This is a genomic window from Clavibacter michiganensis (assembly GCF_016907085.1).
Classification (GTDB): Bacteria; Actinomycetota; Actinomycetes; order Actinomycetales; family Microbacteriaceae; genus Clavibacter; species Clavibacter michiganensis_O.
In genome coordinates, this window is record NZ_JAFBBJ010000001.1 from 3,279,755 (window position 1) to 3,299,942 (window position 20,188).

Genomic DNA, 20,188 nt, shown 5'->3' on the forward strand with positions numbered 1-20,188 from the left:
CCCCGTTGCCGTCGCGTGAACTCGGCGCATCCGGCTGTTTCCCAGGGTGCCGATAGTGTGGGCCCATGACCGAGCAGACGAGCGCGATCTCCCGTTTCTACAGCGTGATCCCCGCGGGGGGCGTGGGCTCCCGCCTCTGGCCGCTGTCCCGCGCGGACGCCCCGAAGTTCCTGCACGACCTCACCGGCTCCGGCCGCACGCTGCTCCGCGACACGTGGGAGCGTCTCGCCCCGCTGTCCGGCGAGGACCGGATCATGGTCGTCACCGGCCGCGCCCACCGCGCCGCCGTCGAGGCCCAGCTGCCCGAGCTCACCGACCCGAACGTGGTCCTCGAGAGCGAGGGGCGCGACAGCACCGCCGCGATCGCGCTCGCGGCGGCCATCCTCCAGCGCCGCGAGCCGGGCGTCATCATCGGCTCGTTCGCGGCCGACCACGTCATCGCCGACCCGGACCGCTTCCGCGACACCGTGCGCGAGGCCGTCATCGCCGCCGACGCCGGCTACATCACCACCATCGGCATCACGCCCACCGAGCCTGCCACCGGCTTCGGCTACATCCACACCGGCAAGGCGCTCAGCATCCCGGACGCCCCGCACGCCCTCGAGGTCGCGTCGTTCGTGGAGAAGCCGAGCATCGGCGTCGCCCGCGGCTACGTGAAGGGCGGCACGCACCTCTGGAATGCGGGCATGTTCATCGCCCGCGCGGACCGCCTGCTCGAGGAGCTCGGCCGCACCGAGCCCGAGCTGCTGAAGGGCGTGCTCGAGCTCGCCGAGGCGTGGGACACCGCCGACCGCGGTCTCGTCGTCGACCGCGTGTGGCCGAACCTCAAGAAGATCGCGATCGACTACGCCGTCGCCGAGCCCGCCGCCGCCCGGGGCGCGCTCGCCGTGATCCCCGGCCGCTTCACCTGGGACGACGTGGGCGACTTCGCCTCCGTCGCCAAGATGCACTCCAGCGGCCGCAAGTCCGACCTCGTGATCCTGGGGGAGGACGCGCGCGTCCTGTCCGACGCGTCGAGCGGCATCGTCGTGGCCAACAGCAAGCGCGTGATCAGCCTCATCGGCGTGCGCGACATCGTCGTGGTGGACACCCCCGACGCCCTGCTCGTGACCACCAAGGAGAACGCGCAGCGCGTCAAGAGCGTGGTGGACGCGCTCAAGCTCAGCGGCGGGACGGACGTCCTGTAACGAAGGGGTAACGAACCCTCCGGGCGCTCTCCGCGGCCGGAAGGGGCCGGGAGCGCCGCCGTTAGATTCCGGGGATGCCCCGCACCCGCCGCGCCGTCCGCGCCGCCATCCTGCCCATCGCCCTCCTCTCCGCCGCGGCCCTCGCCGGGTGCGGCGCGGCCCCCGAGACCGGCACCACCTCGGCCGCCGCGAGCGACTACTGCGCCCGCATGGTCACCAACTCCGGCGGCCTGCAGGACCGCTCCTTCAACCAGTCGAGCTGGGAGGGGCTGCAGCGCGCGGAGAAGGAGCTCGGGATCCAGGCCGACGTCCTCGTCTCGACCTCGGAGACGGACCTCGCCCCGAACGTCGAGCAGGCGGTGGGCACGGGCTGCGGCTTCATCCTCACCGTCGGCTACGAGCTGGCGGAGGCCACGTCGGCGGCGGCCGCGGAGAACCCGGACGTGCACTTCTCCATCGTGGACGAGGTCGTCGACGCCCCGAACGTCAAGCCGCTCGTCTTCGACACGGCGCAGGCGTCCTACCTCGCGGGCTACCTCGCGGCGGGCGTGAGCCAGACGGGCAAGGTCGGCACCTTCGGCGGCGGCAACCAGCCGCCCGTCACCCTCTTCATGGACGGCTTCGTCGACGGGGTGGCCGCGTACAACCAGGCGCACGGCACGAGCGTCGTCGCGCTCGGCTGGGACGCCGCCGCGCAGGACGGCACCTTCACCGGCGACTTCGAGGACGTGTCGAAGGGCCAGACCACCACGCAGAACCTGCTCGACCAGGGCGCCGACGTGATCATGCCGGTCGCCGGCCAGGTGGGGGAGGGCGCGGCCTCGGCGATCCTCGCGCACGGCAGCGGCAAGCTCATCTGGGTCGACAACGACGGCTACGACACGCTGCCCGCCGAGTACCGGCCGCTCCTGCTCACGAGCGTGCTCAAGGACACGGGCCAGGCCGTGGTCGACATCGTGGCCGACGACCAGAAGGGGTCGTTCACGTCGGAGCCGTACGTGGGCACGCTCGCGAACGGCGGCGTGGGCCTCGCGCAGTACCACGACCTCGCCGCCGCGGTGTCGCCCGAGCTGCAGTCCGAGCTCGACGCGCTGAAGGCCCGCATCGTGTCCGGCGACGTGCAGGTGAAGTCGGTCTCGACCCCGTAGCAGAGCCCGTGTTGCCGCGGTGTTTCGGGGCCGTCCCGGATCGATAACGCTTGCGCGCGGGGGCCCGATCGGGGCACGGGATGCATTCCCGTGCATGGGTAACATGAACGCACATCGCCCGGCTGACCCGGGCTGCACCTGGAGGCCACAGTGACCATCACCACCCGAAAGGCCGCCCTCGGCGGTCTCGCCGCCGTCGGCATCACCGCGATCCTCGCGGGCTGCGGCGCCGCCCCCGAGTCGACCGCGGGAGGCACCGGCGGCGCCGCGAAGAGCGACCTCGTGTCCTGCATGGTCTCCGACTCCGGCGGATTCGACGACAAGTCGTTCAACCAGCTCGGCTTCGAGGGCCTCACCAAGGCGGCCACCGACCTCGGCCTCGAGACCCCGAAGACGGTCGAGTCGGCTGCCGAGACCGACTTCGCGCCGAACCTCACCAACCTCGCCGACCAGGGCTGCGGCCTCATCGTCACCGTCGGCTTCCTGCTCGCGGACGCCACCAAGGAGGCGGCGGCCGCGAACTCCGACATCGAGTACGCGATCATCGACGACGCCTCGATCGACGCCCCGAACGTCAAGCCCATCACCTTCAACACCAGCGAGGCCGCGTTCCTCGCGGGCTACTCCGCGGCGGCCTACTCGAAGACCGGCACCGTCGGCACCTTCGGCGGCCTGCAGATCCCGACCGTCACGATCTTCATGGACGGCTTCGTCGACGGCGTGAACTACTACAACGAGCAGAAGGGCAAGGACGTCAAGGCCATCGGCTGGGACGTCGCGAGCCAGAGCGGGTCGTTCACCGGCGAGTTCGTCGCCAACCAGACGGCCAAGACCGCCGCCCAGACCCTGATCGACCAGGGCGCGGACGTCATCATGCCCGTCGGCGGACCGATCTTCCTCAGCGCCGGCGAGGCCATCCGCGACTCCAGCGACAAGAAGGTCGTCATGGTGGGCGTCGACTCCGACGCGTACGAGACCGCGCCCGACCTCAAGGACCTCTTCCTCACCTCGGTGCTCAAGGGCATCGACGCGGGCGTCGAGGACGTCGTGAAGACGGCGGCGGACGACAAGTTCGACGCGACCCCCTACGTGGGCACGCTGAAGAACGGCGGCGTGGACATCGCCCCGTTCCACGACTACGAGTCCGAGGTCCCGTCGGACCTCTCGGGCGAGCTCGAGACGATCAAGGCCGGCATCATCGACGGCTCGATCTCGGTCGAGTCGCCGTCGTCTCTGACGAAGTAGCATCGAACGCACCGCGGGGGGATCGGCAGGCGCCGGTCCCCCCGCCGCGTGTCCACCCGACCCACCGAACGGATTGATCCGATGAAGCTCGAACTGCGGGGCATCACCAAGCGCTTCGGCGCCCTGGTCGCCAACGACCACATCGACCTCGTGGTCCAGCCGGGGGAGATCCACTGCCTCCTGGGCGAGAACGGCGCAGGCAAGTCCACGCTCATGAACGTGCTCTACGGCCTGTACCAGGCCGAGGAGGGCGAGATCCTCCTCGACGACCGGGTGGCGCGCTTCGCCGGACCCGGCGACGCCATGGCCGCCGGCATCGGCATGGTGCACCAGCACTTCATGCTCATCCCCGTCTTCACGGTCGCGGAGAACGTCATGCTCGGGCACGAGGAGACGAAGCTCGGCGGCCGGCTCGACCTGGCCGGCGCCCGCGCGAAGGTGCGCGAGATCTCCGCCCGCTTCGGCTTCGACGTCGACCCGGACGCGCTCGTCGCCGACCTGCCCGTCGGCGTGCAGCAGCGCGTCGAGATCATCAAGGCCCTGTCACGCGACGCCGAGGTGCTCGTGTTCGACGAGCCGACGGCCGTGCTCACGCCGCAGGAGACCGACGAGCTCATGGTCATCATGAAGCAGCTGCGGGACGCCGGCACGGGCATCGTCTTCATCACCCACAAGCTGCGGGAGGTGCGCGAGGTCGCGGACCGCATCACGGTGATCCGCCTCGGCAAGGTCGTCGGCGAGGCCGAGCCCACCGCGAGCAACGCCGAGCTCGCGTCGCTGATGGTCGGCCGGAGCGTGTCGCTGACGGTGGCGAAGGAGCCGGCGACGCCCGGCGACGCCGCCCTCGTGGTGCGCGACCTCACGGTGATCGACGCCGCCGGCCAGGTGGTCGTCGACGGCGTGAGCTTCGAGGTGCACGCGGGGGAGATCCTCGCCATCGCGGGCGTGCAGGGCAACGGGCAGACCGAGCTCACGGAGGCGATCCTGGGGCTGCAGCCGCGCGTGTCCGGCACCATCGACCTCGACGGCACGCGCCTCACGGGCCGCTCCGTCCGCCGGGTGCTCGACGCGGGCGTCGGCTTCGTGCCCGAGGACCGCAACGAGGACGGGCTCGTCCCGGAGTTCACCATCGCCGAGAACCTCATGCTCGACCGCTCCGACAGCCCGCCGTTCGTCGTCGCCGGATCCCTGAAGCTCGGCTACCTCGACGAGTTCGCCCGCGATCGCGTGCGCGAGTTCGACATCCGCACGCAGGGCATCGACACGCACGTCGGCCGGCTCTCCGGCGGCAACGCGCAGAAGGTCGTGCTCGCGCGCGAGCTCAGCCGGGACCTGCGCCTGTTCGTCGCGGCACAGCCCACCCGCGGCCTCGACGTGGGATCCATCGAGTTCGTGCACACGCGCGTCGTCGAGACGCGCGACCGCGGCCTGCCCGTCATCGTCGTCTCCACCGAGCTCGACGAGGTCGCGGCGCTGGCCGACCGCATCGCCGTGATGTACCGCGGCGGCATCGTCGGCATCGTCCCGGGCGACACCCCGCGCGATGTGCTCGGCCTGATGATGGCCGGCGAGGTCCCCGCATCCGTCCCCACCACCACGACCGCCGGAGGGCGCACCGCATGACCGACGACACCACTCGTCCCGAGGGCCAGGGGCCCGAGGACCCGTCCGCGGGGCAGCTGCCCGCGTCCGGCCGCGAGGCCGGATCCGTGGGCGACCCCACCCGCTCCGAGACGCCCGCGGGCGTGCCTGCCGTGGCGAGCGCCGACGGCGACGGGGGATCCCGCGCCGGCCAGGTGCTCCGCGAGATCGCGAGCGGCAGCGCGCTGCTGTCGGTGCTCGCGGTCGTGCTCTCGCTCGTGGTCGGCGCGCTGCTCATCGCCGTCACCGACGAGGAGACGCAGAAGGCGGCGGGGTACTTCTTCAGCCGCCCGCTCGACACGCTCCGGGCCGGCTGGGACGCCGCGTCGGGCGCCTACTCCGCGCTCTTCCAGGGGTCGATCTACAACTTCCGTCGGCCGGGCTTCGCGAACGGCATCAAGCCGCTGACCGAGACGCTGACGTTCGCCACCCCGCTCATCGCGGCCGGCCTCGGCGTCGCGCTCGCGTTCCGCGTGGGGCTGTTCAACATCGGCGCCCGCGGCCAGATGCTCATCGCCGCCGCGTGCGCCGGCTGGGTCGGCTTCAGCTTCGACCTGCCGCCCGTGATCCACCTCGTGCTCGCCGTCGGCGCGGGCATCGTCGGCGGCGCGGTGTGGGGCGGGATCGTCGGCCTCCTCAAGGCGCGCACCGGCGCCCACGAGGTGATCGTCACGATCATGCTCAACTACGTCGCGTTCTACCTCCTCTCCTACCTGCTGCGGACGCCGGGCCTGCTGCAGGCGCCCGGGTCGAACAACCCGAAGACGCCCGCGATGCAGGACACCGCGATCTTCCCGGCGCTCCTCGGCGACGGGTACTCGCTGCACGCAGGCTTCCTCGTGGTCGTCATCGCGACGGTGATCGTCTGGTACCTCCTCAACCGCTCCGGCCTCGGTTTCCGCTTCCGCGCGGTGGGCGAGAACCCGAGCGCCGCGCGGGTCGCCGGCATCGACGTCAAGAACTCGTATCTCTACGCCATGCTCATCTCCGGCGGGCTCGCGGGCCTCGCGGGGGCGAGCCAGGTGCTCGGCACGGTCACCACGGGCTTCAGCTCGGGGATCGACGCGGGCATCGGCTTCGACGCCATCACGGTGGCGCTGCTCGGCCGCAGCCGGCCGTGGGGCGTGTTCGTCGCGGGGATCCTGTTCGGCGCGTTCAAGGCCGGCGGCTTCTCGATGCAGGCGGCCGAGGGCGTGCCCATCGACATCGTCGTGGTCGTCCAGTCGCTCATCGTCCTGTTCATCGCGGCGCCCCCGCTCGTGCGGGCGGTGTTCCGCCTCCCCGCGCCGGGCCAGGCGCGTCGCACCACCCGGACCCGGAAGGCGGCGATCGCCTCATGACCGCGACGACCCCCACGCAGGCGGCGTCTCCCGCGCCGCACGACCCCGCGGCCGCCGCGCTCGAGCGCGCCGTCGCGACCAGCTGGAAGGCGCCCGTCGCCTTCGGCGTCTTCACCGTGATCTCGCTGGTCCTGTTCGTGCTGCTGGGACGCGAGGGGTCGAGCACGTTCGGCCTCTCGACCGGCACCGACCTCATCCAGCTGGCGCCCCTCGTGCTGCCGACCGCCGCCACCGGCGTCGTCGTCACCGTGGCGCTCGCCGTGCTGACCGTGCTGTCCGTGCTGCTGGTGCGCCGGTCGGCGAAGGTGCCGCTGTGGTTCACCGCGGTGTTCGCGATCCTCTTCCTCGTCGCGTTCCTCACCTGGGCGTCCGCGGGCCAGACGATCCCGGTGCCCGGCCTCCTGGTCGGCACGGTCGCCCTGTCGGTGCCGCTGATCTTCGGCGCGCTCGGCGGCGTGCTCTCGGAGCGCGTGGGCGTCGTCAACGTCGCGATCGAGGGCCAGCTGCTGGCGGGCGCGTTCGTGTCCGCGGTGGTCGCCTCGATCACGGGTCAGCCGCTCATCGGCCTCGCGTCCGCGATGGTCGCCGGGATGCTCGTGTCGTTCGTGCTCGCGGCGTTCGCCATCAAGTACCTGGTCGACCAGGTCATCGTCGGCGTCGTGCTCAACGTGCTGGTCACGGGCCTCACGAGCTTCCTCTTCTCGCAGGTGCTCTCGGCCGACCCGGGCACGCTCAACTCGCCGCCGCGCTTCGACCGCATCGACATCCCGATCCTCGGCCAGATCCCGATCATCGGACCCGTGCTCTTCCGGCAGACGATCATCGTGTACCTCATGTACGTGGCCGTGTTCCTCGTCTGGTACTGCCTCTTCCACACGCGCTGGGGCCTCCGCCTCCGCGCGGTGGGCGAGCACCCGCAGGCCGCCGACACCGTGGGCATCAAGGTCTCCGCGACCCGCTTCTGGAACGTGTCCCTCGCGGGCGCGATCGCGGGCCTCGGCGGCGCGTTCTTCACGCTCGGGTCCGTCGGCGCCTTCAACAAGGAGATGACCGCGGGCGCGGGGTTCATCGCGCTGGCCGCCGTCATCTTCGGCCGGTGGGATCCGCTGCGCGCCACGCTCGCGGCCCTCCTGTTCGGCTTCGCGAGCAACCTGCAGAACGTCCTCGGCGTCATCGGATCGCCGGTGCCGAGCGAGTTCATGCTGATGCTGCCGTACGTCGTGACCATCGCCGCCGTCGCGGGCCTCGTGGGGCAGGTGCGCGGACCCGCCGCCGCCGGCAAGCCCTACGTGAAGTCGTGAGCGCCGTGGAGCCCGTCGAGTCGGGCGGCATCGACTGGGGATCGCTCCGCGAGGCGGCGCACGAGGCCATGGGCCGCGCGTACGTCCCGTACTCGCGCTTCCCCGTGGGCGTCGCGGCCATCGCGACCGACGGCCGCGTGATCACCGGCTGCAACGTCGAGAACGCGTCCTACGGCCTGACGCTCTGCGCCGAGTGCGCGCTCGTCTCCGTGCTGCACCTCACGGGCGGCGGCCAGCTCGTGGCCTTCACCTGCGTGGACGGCGACGGCAACATCCTCATGCCCTGCGGGCGGTGCCGGCAGCTGCTGTTCGAGCACGCGGTGCCGGGCATGCTCCTGGAGACCGTGTCGGGGATCCGGACGATCGACGAGGTGCTGCCTGACGCCTTCGGCCCGAGCACGCTGAACGCGTACGGGGACCGCTCGTGAGCGCCGCGTTCGACGTCGTCGACCTCATCCGGACCAAGCGCGACGGCGGCCGCCTCTCGACCGCCGAGATCGACTGGCTCGTGGCGGCCTACACCGACCGCTACGTGGCGGACGAGCAGATGGCAGCGCTCGCGATGGCGATCCTGCTGCGCGGCATGGACCGCACCGAGATCCGCGACCTCACGCTCGCCATGATCGCGAGCGGCGAGACGCTCGACTTCTCGCAGCTCGGCAAGCCCACGGTCGACAAGCACTCCACGGGCGGCGTGGGCGACAAGATCACCCTCCCGCTCATGCCGCTGGTCGCCTCCTACGGCGTCGCCGTGCCGCAGCTGTCCGGCCGCGGCCTCGGCCACACGGGCGGCACGCTCGACAAGCTCGAGTCGATCCCCGGCTGGCGCGCCGACCTCTCCACCGAGGAGATGGTGCGGCAGATGAAGGACCACGGCGGCGTGATCTGCGCGGCCGGCAGCGGCCTCGCCCCCGCCGACAAGCGCCTCTACGCGCTGCGCGACACCACGGGCACGGTCGAGGCCATCCCGCTCATCGCGTCGAGCATCATGAGCAAGAAGATCGCGGAGGGCACGGGCGCGCTCGTGCTCGACGTGAAGTTCGGATCCGGCGCCTTCATGACCGACATCGACCGGTCCCGCGAGCTCGCCCGCACCATGGTCGAGCTCGGCACCGACGCCGGCGTGCGGACCACCGCGCTCCTCACCGACATGGACGTGCCGCTGGGACTGGCCATCGGCAACGCCAACGAGGTGCGCGAGTCCGTCGAGGTGCTGAGCGGCGGCGGCCCCGCCGACGTCGTGGAGCTCACGCTCGCGCTCGCGCGGGAGATGCTCGCCGCGGTCGGGATCCCCGACGCGGACGTCGACGTCGCCCTCCGCGACGGCCGGGCCATGGACTCCTGGCGCGCCACCGTGCGCGCCCAGGGCGGGGATCCGGACGCCGCGATGCCCGTGGCGCGCGAGACCCACGTGGTCACCGCGGAGCGCGACGGCGTGCTCGTGCAGCAGGACGCCCTCCCGTTCGGCATCGCCGCCTGGCGCCTCGGCGCCGGACGCGCGCGCCAGGGCGACGCGGTGCAGCACGCCGCGGGCGTCGACCTGCACGCCAAGCCGGGGGACCGCGTCCGCCGCGGCGACCCGCTCTTCACGCTCTCGACCGACGAGCCCGAGCGGTTCGCCCGCGCGCTGGAGTCGCTCGAAGGCGCGTACCGCGTCGGCGACCCGGAGGGGCACGTCGCGCGCGGCCCGCTCGTGCGGGAGCGCATCACCGCCGAGGGCTGATCCGCCGCCGGCCGTCCTCGGAGGACACGGGTCGGCCGGGGCGGGCCGCGCGGCGCCTCAGCCGATGCGCGCGAGCGCGTCGACCACGACGTCCCAGAACCCGGAGTGGTCGAGCTCGACGGCGACCTGCGTCGTGCAGTCGGCGGGAGCGGGCCGGCGGAGGTCCGCCACCGTCATGCCGGTCGTGAGCGTGCCCGTCAGCTCCACGGAGATCGGCGCGCGCCGCACCGAGACGAGGCGCGGGTCGATGACGCGCGCCACGGCGCACGGGTCGTGCACGGGCGGGCTCGGGAAGTCCTGGCGGTCGTGGTAGGCGCGGCCGTAGGACTCCATCGAGTCGACCACGAAGCGCGCCGCGGGCGTGCCGAGCGCCGCGATGCGCGCCATGACCTCGGGGGTCGCCGTCGCCTGGTAGGTGAGGTCGAGGCCCACCATGGTCACGGGCCACGCCTCGCCGAACACGATGTGCGCGGCCTCGGGGTCGACCGCGATGTTGAACTCGGCCACGGCCGTGCGGTTGCCGTGGTGGTAGCCGCCGCCCATGAGCACGACCTCCTTCACGCGCTCGACGATGCGCGGCTCCCGGCGCACGGCCAGCGCGATGTTCGTGAGCGCCCCGAGCGGCACCAGCGTGATCTCGCCGGGCGCGTGCGCCATGACCGTCTCGATGATGAGGTCCACCGCGTGCCGCGGGTCGAGCGCGACGGCGGGCGTGGGCAGCTCGGGCCCGTCGAGCCCGGTCTCGCCGTGGATCTCGGGCGCCGTCATGACGGGCCGCACGAGCGGGCGCGCGCAGCCCGCGGCGACGGGGACGCCGTGGATCCCCGCGACGGTCGCGACCGCCAGCGCGTTCCGCGTCACCTTCTCCAGCGTCTGGTTGCCCGCGACGGTGGTGATGCCGACGAGCTCCACCTCGGGGCTCCCGTGGGCGAGCATCAGGGCGAGGGCGTCGTCGTGCCCCGGGTCGCAGTCGATCAGGATCTTGGTGGGCATGGGTCCTCCGGCCGGGTCGCGGCCCTCCGACGTCTCGCGCACCGATGGTTCGTGTGCCTACTACCTCGGCGTGGGCCGCGTCGAGGCTAGTAGATTCGTCCCATGACGATCGCTCCCGAGGACTCCACGCTGCCCGGCGGAGGGTCGTTCCGCGACCTCCCCAAGGTCTCCCTGCACGACCACCTCGACGGCGGCCTCCGCCCCGGGACGATCGTCGAGATCGCCCACGAGATCGGCCTCGAGCTGCCCGCCGAGGGCGCCGAGGCGCTCGGCGAGTGGTTCCGCACCAGCGCCGACTCCGGGTCGCTCGTCGAGTACCTCAAGACGTTCGACGTCACCATCGCCGTCATGCAGACCGAGGAGCACCTGGCGCGCGTGGCGCGCGAGTTCGTCGAGGACCTCGCGGACGACGGCGTCGTCTACGGCGAGATCCGCTGGGCGCCCGAGCAGCACCTCACGAAGGGCCTCTCGCTCGACCAGGCGGTCGAGGCCGTGCAGTCCGGCATCGAGGAGGCCGTGCGCGGCGTCGAGGAGGCGGGCGGATCCATCCGCGTCGGCCAGCTCGTCAGCGCCATGCGCCACCTCGACCGCGGCACCGAGATCGCCGAGCTCGCCATCCGCCATCGCGACCGCGGAGTCGTCGGCTTCGACATCGCGGGTCCCGAGGCCGGCTTCCCGCCGTCCCGCATGCAGGGCGCCTTCGACCTGCTGGCGCGCGAGTGGATGCCCCGCACCGTGCACGCGGGCGAGGCCGACGGCCTCGAGTCCATCCGCGGCGCGCTCCTCGACGGCCGGGCCCTCCGCCTCGGCCACGGCGTGCGGATCGCCGAGGACATCGAGATCGACAGCGAGGAGGGCGAGGACGTCTTCGTCACCCTCGGCACGCTCGCGCAGTGGGTCAAGGACCGCGGCATCCCGCTCGAGCTCAGCCCCTCGTCGAACCTGCAGACCGGTGCCATCGAGGCGTGGGGCGACGCGATGGTCGACCACCCCTTCGACCTGCTCTACCAGCTCGGCTTCGCCGTCACCGTGAACACCGACAACCGCCTCATGAGCGGCACGAGCATCAGCCGGGAGCTGGCCCTCCTCACGGACGCGTTCGCCTACGACCTCGACGACCACGAGGCCTTCCAGCTCAACGCGGCCGCCGCGGCCTTCCTGCCGCTGGAGGAGCGCGAGGCGCTCGCCGACATCATCTCCGACGGGTTCGCCCGCCTGTAGCGCGAGGCCCGAGGCCTCCCGTCCCGCTCGTCCCGCCAGCCCGCCCCGACAGAGAGGCCGCACCCCGTGCTCCCACCGCTCCCGGACGACGCCGTCACACTCGGTGCCGAGGCCGCCGACTGGCGCGCCGCCGTGCGCCTCGTGGGCGACGCGCTCGTCCGTTCGGGCGCGGCCACCCCGGAGTACGGGGAGGCCATGATCCGCGTCGTCGACGAGTTCGGCGCCTACGTCGTCATCGCCCCGGGGCTCGCGCTCGCGCACGCCCGGCCGGGTCCCGAGACGCTCGCCGACGGTCTGGCGGTCGTCACCCTCACGGAGCCGGTGGCGTTCGGGCACGCGCACAACGACCCCGTCGACGTGATCGTGGGGCTCGCCGTCACGACGGTCGACCGCCACGTGTCCTCGGTCGCCGACATGGCGAACATCTTCAACGACGCCACCGCCATCCCGCGGTTGCGCGCCGCCACCACCGTCGACGAGGTCCGGCGCGTCATGGCCGGCGAGGAGAGCGCATGAAGGTCGTCGCGATCTGCGGCGTGGGGATCGGCACGTCCGGCATCCTCAAGGTCAACGCGGAGCGCGCGCTCGCGCGGCTCGGCATCGAGGCGGACGTGACCGCAGCCGACCTCGCGAGCGTCGCCTCCCTCGGCGAGGATGCGCAGGTGATCCTCACGTCGCCGGAGCTCGTGGACCGCATCGGGGCCACGTACGCCGACGTCGTCGTGATCGAGAACTACTTCGACCTCGAGGAGATCTCGGCCAAGCTCGACGCCGCGCTGGGCTGAGCGGGCGGCCCGCCCGTCGGCGGGGCCTGCGCCTCGTCGGGATGCCCCGCGTCTCCGGCGGCCGACGTGCGCGCGTCTCCGCGCAGCACCACCACCAGCGCCGCGACGAGGGCCGCGGCGGCCACCGCGACGGCCGCCGCCGCGATCCCGGCAGAGGGCGACGTGACGGGCTCGCCGCGGAGCGCCTGCACCGTGACGATCGCGATCGCCGCCAGGTAGGCGATCGCCGCGATCGCCGTCAGCCGCATGCGCACCCGGTCGGGCGCGAACGCGGGGATCCGACGCCCGGCCGCGCCGAGGAGGAGGGCCGCGATCGGCAGCAGCTGCAGCGCGTGCATGCCGACGAAGTGCGGGATCCGCAGGTCGCCCGCCGTCGTGCTCCAGCCGAGCACGGGGATGCCGGGACCTCCGTCGTCCGCGCCCACCGTGTGGGCCCCGGCGACGCCGTGGAAGTCGGCGAGCTGGGCAGCGGTGGGCGACGTCATGAGGTAGGCCAGCCCGATGCCGACGAGCGCGATGAGGGCCCCCGCGCGGATCCCGAGGGTGAGCGCCGGGTCGGGGAGCCGGAGCCGCAGCACGGCGAGGCTCGTGACGAACGTGCAGAGGTAGAGCACGGTGATCGACGCGGCCATCACGGCCCACAGCGTCGTCGCGAGCGGGCTGGAGATGTTGAAGTGGCTCGTCGTCCCGGCGGCCGCCGCGCCCACGATGACCGCCTGCTCCACGACGAGCGCGACGGCCACGACGGTGCCCAGCCGGTGGGCCGTGCGCCGGAAGCGGGGGAGGTGCGCGATGAGCCAGGCCCAGGAGACGGCGTAGACGAGGATCGACAGCGAGAACTTGGCGGGCTTGTCCCAGACGGGCGCGCCCGTCACGACGCGGTCGTCGACCAGGCCGCCCGCGAGGCACGCCGCCGCGACCACGGCCATGAGCGCGGCGACCGCCATCAGCGGCCGGTGCCAGTCGTACGCGCGCCGGATCACGACGCGCCGCCCGTCGTCGGCCACGCGGGCATCGAGACCGTCGCCTGCGCGATCCGGCGGAGGCCCGCCGCCAGCTGGTCGCCCAGCACGGTGCCGACGACCATGAGCTCGGCCATGGCCGTGCGATCGGGGCGGGCCCGCACCGCCGCGAGGTCGGCGTCGGCCTGGATCGCCGCGGCCTGCGCGTAGCGCGCGAGGTAGGCGTCGTCCATCGGGTGGCCCGAGCGCGCGAACGCGTCGACGGCGCGCGCGGCCTGGGCGCGCCCGGCGTGCCCCTCGAGCACGCACCAGCCGGCGTCGGCGGTGACGGCGTCGACGCGGGCGAGCGCGTCCACGGGCGGGGGATCCATGGCCGGCGGGCCCGGCGTCAGCGCGTCCTGCGCCACCGCGAAGACGTCCTGCACGTGGCGGGCGTCGTCGTCGAGCACCGCGAGCACCTCGCGGGCGCGCGCGACGGGCAGCCGTCCCACGTCGATGAGGGCGCGGATCAGCCGGACGCGCCGCGCGTGCTCCTCGTCGTAGTCGGTGCGGTTGTCGCTCACGCGCGTGCCCGCGGGGAGCAGGCCCTCGCGGACGTAGTACTTGACCGTGGCGGGGGCCACGCCCGTGGCCTCGGCCAGCTCGGTGATGCGCATGCCACGAGGGTAGCGCACTGATAGCGTCACTACCAGTGAGCGTGCGAGAAGAGCCGCGGGCCGATGACGGCCCGCGGCTCCGGAGCGGCTAGACCTCGAGCAGCAGCGGCACGGCCTGCGCCAGGTCGGCGACGATGGCGCGCGCGGCGTCGCGGCGCTCGGCCACGGTGCCCTCGGTGCTCTGCGCGTCGAGGTAGACCTTGATCTTCGGCTCGGTGCCGCTCGGCCGCACGATGAGCCGGGCGCCGTCGCCGAGGTGGAAGCGGAGCACGTCGCTCGGCGGCAGGTCGGCCGTCCCCTCGGCGAGGTCGTCCATGCGCTCGACGCGACGGGACCCGATCGAGGCCGGCGGCGACTGCCGGAGCTTCGCCATGATGCGCGGGATGACGGCGAGGTCGGTGACGCGCACCGAGATCTGGTCGCTCGCGAAGGAGCCGAACCGCTCGGCGAACTCGCGGTCGTAGTCGTCGATGGTCTGCCCGCGCGACTTCAGCAGCATCACGCCGTGCAGCACGGCGACGGCCGCGGAGATGCCGTCCTTGTCGCTCGTGATCCAGGGCGCGACCAGGTAGCCGAGCGCCTCCTCGTAGCCGTAGATCAGGTCGGGCACGCGGCTGATCCACTTGAAGCCCGTGAGCGTCTCGCGGTAGCCGAAGCCCAGCTCGCGCGCGACGACCTCGAGCGCGGGGGAGGAGACGAGGGACGAGGCGAACGTGCCCGTGTTGCCGTCGGCCGCGTAGCGCTCGGCGATGCCGAGGCCGAGCAGCATGCCCACCTCGTTGCCGGAGAGCCGCCGCCAGGCGCCGTGCTCGTCCGCGATGGCGACCGCGAGCCGGTCGGCGTCCGGGTCGTTGGCGATGATGAGCTCGGCGTCGGACCGCACGGCCGCCTCGAACGCGAGGTCGAGCGCGCCCGGCTCCTCGGGGTTCGGGAACTCGACCGTGGGGAAGTCGGGGTCGGGATCCGCCTGGGCCGCGACGACGACGGGAGCGTCGACGCCGACCGCGTCGAACACGCGCGCGGCGGTCTCCCACCCGACGCCGTGCAGCGGCGTGTACACCCACTTCAGCGGGGCGAGCGGCGCGGCGAACAGGTCGGCCGTCTCCTCCACGTACGAGTCGATCAGCGTCTCGGGCGCGATCTCGTAGTCGTCCGCCATCGGCAGCTGCTGCACGGTGCGCTCGCCGGCGGCCTTGTGGATGAAGGCGGCGATGTCGCGGTCGGCCGGGCTGACGATCTGCGCGCCGTGGTCCTCGTCGCCGAGGTAGACCTTGTAGCCGTTGTCGCGCGCCGGGTTGTGCGACGCCGTGACCATGACGCCCGCGCTCACGGCGAGGTGCTTCACCGCGTACGCGAGGACGGGCGTCGGGAGAGCCCGTGGCAGCAGCACGGTGCGGACGCCGGCGCCCGCCATGATGCGCGCGGTGTCCTCCGCGAAGACGCGCGAGTTGTGGCGCCCGTCGTACCCGACGACGATGCTCGGGCGGGGGCTGCGGCTGCGGAGGTAGTCGGCGAATCCGGCGGCCGCCTGCGCGACGAGCACGCGGTTCATGCGGTTGGGGCCCGCGCCCAGCTCGCCGCGGAGCCCGGCGGTGCCGAACTGGAGGCGCGTCTGGAAGCGGTCGCGGATCCCGGCGGCCGCCTGCTCCCGGTCGGCCGCGGACGCTCCGGCCGCGGTGCCCTCGACGAGGGCGAGCAGCTCGTCGACCTCGGCGCGCGTGAGGGGATCCGGGTCCTGCGCCTGCCACGCGCGCGCGGCGGCGACCAGCGCCGCGGTCTCCTCGCGGCTCACAGGGCGCCCACGATGCGCGCGAGCATGCCGCCGATGCGGCCCTCGGCGGCGCGGCCGGCCTCGATGACCTCCTCGTGGCTGAGCGGGGTCTTCTGGATCCCGGCGGCGAGGTTGGTGATGAGCGACATGCCCAGCACCTCCATGCCGGCCTCGCGCGCGGCGATGGCCTCGAGCGCGGTGGACATGCCGACGATGTGGCCGCCGATCGCCTTCGCCATCTGCACCTCGGCGGGCGTCTCGTAGTGCGGGCCGCGGAACTGGCAGTAGACGCCCTCGTCGAGGTCGGGCTCGACCTCGTGGGCGATCGCCCGGAGCCGGGCGGAGTAGAGGTCGGTGAGGTCGATGAAGGTCGCGCCCTCGAGCGGCGAGTCGGCGGTGAGGTTGATGTGGTCGCTGATGAGGACGGGCGTGCCGGGGGTCCAGTGCTCCTTGATGCCGCCCGCGCCGTTGGTGAGGATCATCGTGGTGGCGCCCGTCGCGGCCGCGGTGCGCACGCTGTGCACGACCCGGCGGACCCCGTGGCCCTCGTAGTAATGGGTGCGCGCGCCGATCACGAGGGCTCGGCGGCCGGACGGCAGCAGGACGCTGCGGAGCGAGCCGACGTGGCCCTCCAGCGCGGGCTTCGAGAAGCCGACGACCTCGGTGGCCGGGATGGTCGCGGTGGTCTCGCCGATGAGATCCGCCGCCTTCCCCCATCCGCTGCCGAGCGTGAGGGCGATGTCGTGGCGCTCGACGCCCGTGAGCTCGGCGATCTGCCGGGCGGCCTGCCGCGCGATCTCCTGGGGGTCCGCGTCGGGCGACTCTAGGGGGTTGCTGTAGGTCATGCCCCGATCCTAAATGCGCGGGCGCGGGCGCCCCGGGCCGCCACGACGGGCGGGTTCGCGCGGGCCGCGGGCCTGCGGGATGATGTGCGCATGGGATACGAGTTCGAGGCCAACCAGCGGATCGCCGTCCTCGGAGGGGGCCCCGGCGGCTACGAGGCCGCCATCGCCGGAGCGCAGCTCGGCGCGGAGGTCACGCTGGTGGAGCGCGTCGGCGTCGGCGGCTCGGCCGTGATGACCGACGTCGTCCCCTCGAAGACCCTCATCGCCACCGCCGAGGCCACGAACGCGCTCGGCGAGGCCGCCGACCTCGGCGTCCAGTTCTTCTCCCGCGGCGAGCAGAGCCGCCGGCCCGTGCGCCCCGAGGTCGCCGTCAACCTGCAGGCCGTCAACGACCGACTGCTGCGGCTCGCGCGCCAGCAGTCGGAGGACATGAAGTCGAGCCTCATCCGCGCGGGCGTGCGCATCGTGCAGGGCGAGGGACGGCTCGACGGGCCGAACCGCATCATCGTCTCCACCGGCCGCGGCGGCGGCCGGGGCACCGACTTCGACGAGATCGACGCCGACACCACGGTCATCTCCACGGGCGCGAGCCCGCGCATCCTCGACACCGCCAAACCCGACGGGGAGCGGATCCTCACGTGGACCCAGCTCTACACGATGGACTGCGTGCCCGAGCACCTCATCGTCGTGGGATCCGGCGTCACGGGCGCCGAGTTCGCCTCCGCCTACACGGCGCTCGGCGCCAAGGTCACGCTCATCTCCTCCCGCGACCAGGTGCTGCCGGGCGAGGACGCCGACGCGGCCCGCGTCATCGAGGACGTCTTCACGCGCAACGGCATGACGGTGCTCTCGAAGTCCCGCGCCGAGTCGGTCGTCCGCCAGGGCGACGGGGTGGTCGCGACGCTGAGCGACGGCCGCGTCGTCGAGGGCAGCCACTGCCTCATGGCGGTCGGATCCGTGCCGAACACCGCGGGGATCGGCCTCGAGGAGGCGGGCGTGCAGATGAGCGAGTCCGGCCACATCCGCGTCAACCGCGTCGCGCGCACCTCGGTGCCGAGCGTGTACGCGGCGGGCGACTGCACCACGTTCCTCCCGCTCGCCTCCGTCGCGTCCATGCAGGGCCGCACCGCGGTCTACCACGCGATGGGCGACGCGGTGAGCCCCACCGAGCTCCGCAACGTGACCTCGAACATCTTCACGCAGCCGGAGATCGCGACGGTCGGCTGGTCGCAGAAGCAGATCGAGGAGGGGCTCGCGCAGGGCGACATCTACAAGCTGCCGCTCGCCTCCAACCCCCGGGCCAAGATGCAGAACGTGAAGGACGGCTTCGTGAAGCTGTTCGCGCGCACCGGCTCCGGCACGGTCATCGGCGGCGTCATCGTGGCGCCCAAGGCGAGCGAGCTGATCTTCCCGCTCGCCCTAGCGGTCGAGCACCGGCTCACGGTGGACGACGTCGCGCGCGCGTTCACGGTGTACCCGTCGCTGTCGGGCAGCATCTCCGACGCGGCGCGCGCCATGCACATCGTCCTCTGACGCACCCGCCCCCACGCGACGACGGCCGGCCCCAGGGGACCGGCCGTCGTGACGTTCGGCGTGCGGATCAGACGATGTCGAGCAGGCGGTGCCCCGACGGGACGGTCTGCCCGACCTCGGCGGAGATCCCGGAGACCGTGCCCGAGGTGTGCGCCGTGAGCGGCTGCTCCATCTTCATCGCCTCGAGGACGACGAGGAGGTCGCCCTTGACGACCTGCTGGCCCTCCTCGACCGCGAGCTTGACGACGGTGGCCTGCATGGGCGACGTGACGGATCCGCCGCCCGAGGTGTCGACGGATCCGGACTGCGTGCGCCGGGTCGGGGCAGCCGCCGCACGCCGCGACGTGGACGCGCCCGCGGCCGGTGCGAGGTCCTCGGGGAGGCTCACCTCGATGCGCTTGCCGCCGACCTCGACCACGACCGTGTGCCGGGCGGGCGCCTCGGCGGCGTCCTCGAGCGCTCCGGACCAGGGCTCGATGGTGTTGTCGAAGTCGGTCTCGATCCACCGGGTGTAGACGCTGAAGGGCGCGCCGTCCGCCGGGGCGAAGGCCGCGTCGCGCACGATCGCGCGGTGGAAGGGGAGCACGGTGGGCAGGCCCTGCACCTCGAACTCGTCGAGCGCGCGGCGCGAGCGCTCGAGGGCGTCCTCGCGGCTGGATCCCGTGACGATGAGCTTGGCGAGCAGCGAGTCGAAGGCGCCGGAGACCACGTCGCCCGCGCGCACGCCGGAGTCGACGCGGACGCCGGGGCCGCCGGGTGCCTGGAACACGTGCACGGGGCCGGGCGCGGGGAAGAAGCCGCGGCCCGGGTCCTCGCCGTTGATCCGGAACTCGAACGAGTGGCCGCGCGGCGCCGGGTCGTCGTAGTCGATGAGGCCGCCCGCGGCGATGCGGAACTGCTCGCGCACGAGGTCGATGCCCGTGACCTCCTCGGAGACCGGGTGCTCGACCTGGAGGCGGGTGTTCACCTCGAGGAAGGAGATGGTGCCGTCCTGCGCGACGAGGAACTCGCACGTGCCGGCGCCGACGTAGCCGACCTCGCGGAGGATCGCCTTGGACGCGGCGTAGAGCTGCGCGTTCTGCTCGTCGGTGAGGAACGGCGCGGGCGCCTCCTCGACGAGCTTCTGGTGGCGGCGCTGCAGCGAGCAGTCGCGGGTGGAGATCACGACCACGTTGCCGGCGGAGTCGGCGAGGCACTGGGTCTCGACGTGGCGCGGACGGTCGAGGTACTTCTCGACGAAGCACTCGCCGCGGCCGAACGCCGCGACGGCCTCGCGGGTGGCGGACTCGAACAGCTCCGGCACCTCCTCGCGGGTGCGGGCGACCTTGAGGCCGCGGCCCCCGCCGCCGAACGCCGCCTTGATGGCGACGGGCAGGCCGTGCACGTCGACGAAGTCGAGCACCTCGTCGGCGCCGGACACGGGGTTGAGCGTGCCGGGCGCGAGGGGAGCGCCCACGCGCTCGGCCACGTGGCGGGCCGTGGTCTTGTCGCCGAGCTGCTGGATGGCGCTCGGCGACGGGCCGATCCACGTGAGCCCGGCGTCGATGACCTGCTGGGCGAAGTCGGCGTTCTCGGCGAGGAAGCCGTAGCCCGGGTGCACGGCGTCGGCCCCGGAGCGGCGGGCGATGGAGAGGAGCTTGGCGATGACGAGGTAGGTCTCCGCGCTCGTCTGCCCGTCGAGGGCGTACGCCTCGTCGGCGAGGGTCACGTGCAGGGCGTCGCGGTCCTGGTCGGCGTAGACGGCGACCGATCCGATCCCCGCATCCCTCGCCGCCCGGATGATGCGGACGGCGATCTCGCCCCGGTTGGCGATGAGGACCTTGTTCACACGCGTCAT

Annotated in this window: 18 protein-coding genes; 12 read left to right on the forward strand and 6 right to left on the reverse strand. The window is 72.8% G+C overall.

The features are described from left to right. Positions 1-65: 65 nt before the first annotated feature. The 8 genes from JOE38_RS15465 to JOE38_RS15500 all read left to right on the forward strand — a co-directional run bounded on the left by JOE38_RS15465 (position 66) and on the right by JOE38_RS15500 (position 9,585). On the forward strand, positions 66-1,187 hold the full coding sequence (locus tag JOE38_RS15465) for a mannose-1-phosphate guanylyltransferase (protein WP_012037660.1): 1,122 nt from the start codon (positions 66-68) through the stop codon (positions 1,185-1,187). Positions 1,188-1,261: 74 nt separating this feature from the next. After that, a complete protein-coding gene (locus tag JOE38_RS15470) occupies positions 1,262-2,335 on the forward strand; it encodes a BMP family lipoprotein (protein WP_204577060.1) in 1,074 nt (357 codons plus the stop codon). A gap of 150 nt (positions 2,336-2,485) precedes the next feature. Then, positions 2,486-3,580 (forward strand): BMP family lipoprotein, encoded by a 1,095-nt coding sequence (locus JOE38_RS15475; protein WP_204577061.1) that lies wholly within the window; start codon positions 2,486-2,488, stop codon positions 3,578-3,580. A gap of 81 nt (positions 3,581-3,661) precedes the next feature. Then, complete coding sequence (locus tag JOE38_RS15480) at positions 3,662-5,203, forward strand: ABC transporter ATP-binding protein (protein ID WP_204577062.1); 1,542 nt, start codon at positions 3,662-3,664, stop codon at positions 5,201-5,203. Next, positions 5,200-6,561, forward strand: a complete 1,362-nt coding sequence (locus JOE38_RS15485) for an ABC transporter permease (RefSeq protein WP_204577063.1) — start codon at positions 5,200-5,202, stop codon at positions 6,559-6,561. Before JOE38_RS15480 ends, JOE38_RS15485 begins: the two co-directional genes overlap by 4 nt. Beyond that, entirely contained in the window at positions 6,558-7,862 is a 1,305-nt protein-coding gene (locus JOE38_RS15490; RefSeq protein ID WP_204577064.1) for an ABC transporter permease, read from the forward strand. The genes JOE38_RS15485 and JOE38_RS15490 overlap by 4 nt, the downstream gene beginning before the upstream one ends. Beyond that, positions 7,859-8,290, forward strand: coding sequence for a cytidine deaminase (locus tag JOE38_RS15495; protein WP_043584543.1), 432 nt, complete (start codon positions 7,859-7,861; stop codon positions 8,288-8,290). Before JOE38_RS15490 ends, JOE38_RS15495 begins: the two co-directional genes overlap by 4 nt. Continuing rightward, the gene (locus tag JOE38_RS15500) at positions 8,287-9,585 is read left to right on the forward strand and encodes a thymidine phosphorylase (RefSeq protein WP_204577065.1); all 1,299 of its coding nucleotides are present in this window, start codon (positions 8,287-8,289) and stop codon (positions 9,583-9,585) included. Before JOE38_RS15495 ends, JOE38_RS15500 begins: the two co-directional genes overlap by 4 nt. A 57-nt stretch (positions 9,586-9,642) precedes the next feature. On the opposite strand, the gene uriH is transcribed toward JOE38_RS15500, so the two are convergent. Then, a complete protein-coding gene (gene uriH, locus JOE38_RS15505; RefSeq protein ID WP_204577066.1) occupies positions 9,643-10,578 on the reverse strand; it encodes a uridine-preferring nucleoside hydrolase UriH in 936 nt (311 codons plus the stop codon). Between the two features lie 102 nt (positions 10,579-10,680). Between uriH and JOE38_RS15510 the strand changes: the two genes are divergently transcribed. The 3 genes from JOE38_RS15510 to JOE38_RS15520 all read left to right on the forward strand — a co-directional run bounded on the left by JOE38_RS15510 (position 10,681) and on the right by JOE38_RS15520 (position 12,584). Continuing rightward, positions 10,681-11,799, forward strand: coding sequence for an adenosine deaminase (locus JOE38_RS15510; protein WP_204577067.1), 1,119 nt, complete (start codon positions 10,681-10,683; stop codon positions 11,797-11,799). Positions 11,800-11,865: 66 nt separating this feature from the next. Then, a complete protein-coding gene (locus JOE38_RS15515; RefSeq protein ID WP_204577068.1) occupies positions 11,866-12,315 on the forward strand; it encodes a PTS sugar transporter subunit IIA in 450 nt (149 codons plus the stop codon). After that, positions 12,312-12,584, forward strand: a complete 273-nt coding sequence (locus JOE38_RS15520; protein ID WP_204577069.1) for a PTS sugar transporter subunit IIB — start codon at positions 12,312-12,314, stop codon at positions 12,582-12,584. Before JOE38_RS15515 ends, JOE38_RS15520 begins: the two co-directional genes overlap by 4 nt. Here the strand turns inward: JOE38_RS15520 and JOE38_RS15525 are convergent. The 4 genes from JOE38_RS15525 to JOE38_RS15540 form a co-directional block, all read right to left on the reverse strand. Then, positions 12,533-13,591, reverse strand: coding sequence for a hypothetical protein (locus JOE38_RS15525; protein ID WP_307838900.1), 1,059 nt, complete (start codon positions 13,589-13,591; stop codon positions 12,533-12,535). The genes JOE38_RS15520 and JOE38_RS15525 overlap by 52 nt on opposite strands. Then, a complete protein-coding gene (locus JOE38_RS15530) occupies positions 13,564-14,202 on the reverse strand; it encodes a MerR family transcriptional regulator (RefSeq protein ID WP_204577070.1) in 639 nt (212 codons plus the stop codon). Before JOE38_RS15530 ends, JOE38_RS15525 begins: the two co-directional genes overlap by 28 nt. A gap of 88 nt (positions 14,203-14,290) precedes the next feature. Next, the gene (locus JOE38_RS15535; RefSeq protein WP_204577071.1) at positions 14,291-15,994 is read right to left on the reverse strand and encodes a phospho-sugar mutase; all 1,704 of its coding nucleotides are present in this window, start codon (positions 15,992-15,994) and stop codon (positions 14,291-14,293) included. Beyond that, positions 15,991-16,818 (reverse strand): purine-nucleoside phosphorylase, encoded by an 828-nt coding sequence (locus JOE38_RS15540; RefSeq protein WP_204577072.1) that lies wholly within the window; start codon positions 16,816-16,818, stop codon positions 15,991-15,993. Before JOE38_RS15540 ends, JOE38_RS15535 begins: the two co-directional genes overlap by 4 nt. Positions 16,819-16,908: 90 nt before the next feature. On the opposite strand from JOE38_RS15540, the gene JOE38_RS15545 reads away from it, so the two are divergent. Beyond that, a complete protein-coding gene (locus tag JOE38_RS15545; RefSeq protein WP_204577073.1) occupies positions 16,909-18,351 on the forward strand; it encodes an NAD(P)H-quinone dehydrogenase in 1,443 nt (480 codons plus the stop codon). A gap of 67 nt (positions 18,352-18,418) precedes the next feature. On the opposite strand, the gene JOE38_RS15550 is transcribed toward JOE38_RS15545, so the two are convergent. Beyond that, a complete protein-coding gene (locus JOE38_RS15550) occupies positions 18,419-20,188 on the reverse strand; it encodes an acetyl/propionyl/methylcrotonyl-CoA carboxylase subunit alpha (protein ID WP_204577074.1) in 1,770 nt (589 codons plus the stop codon).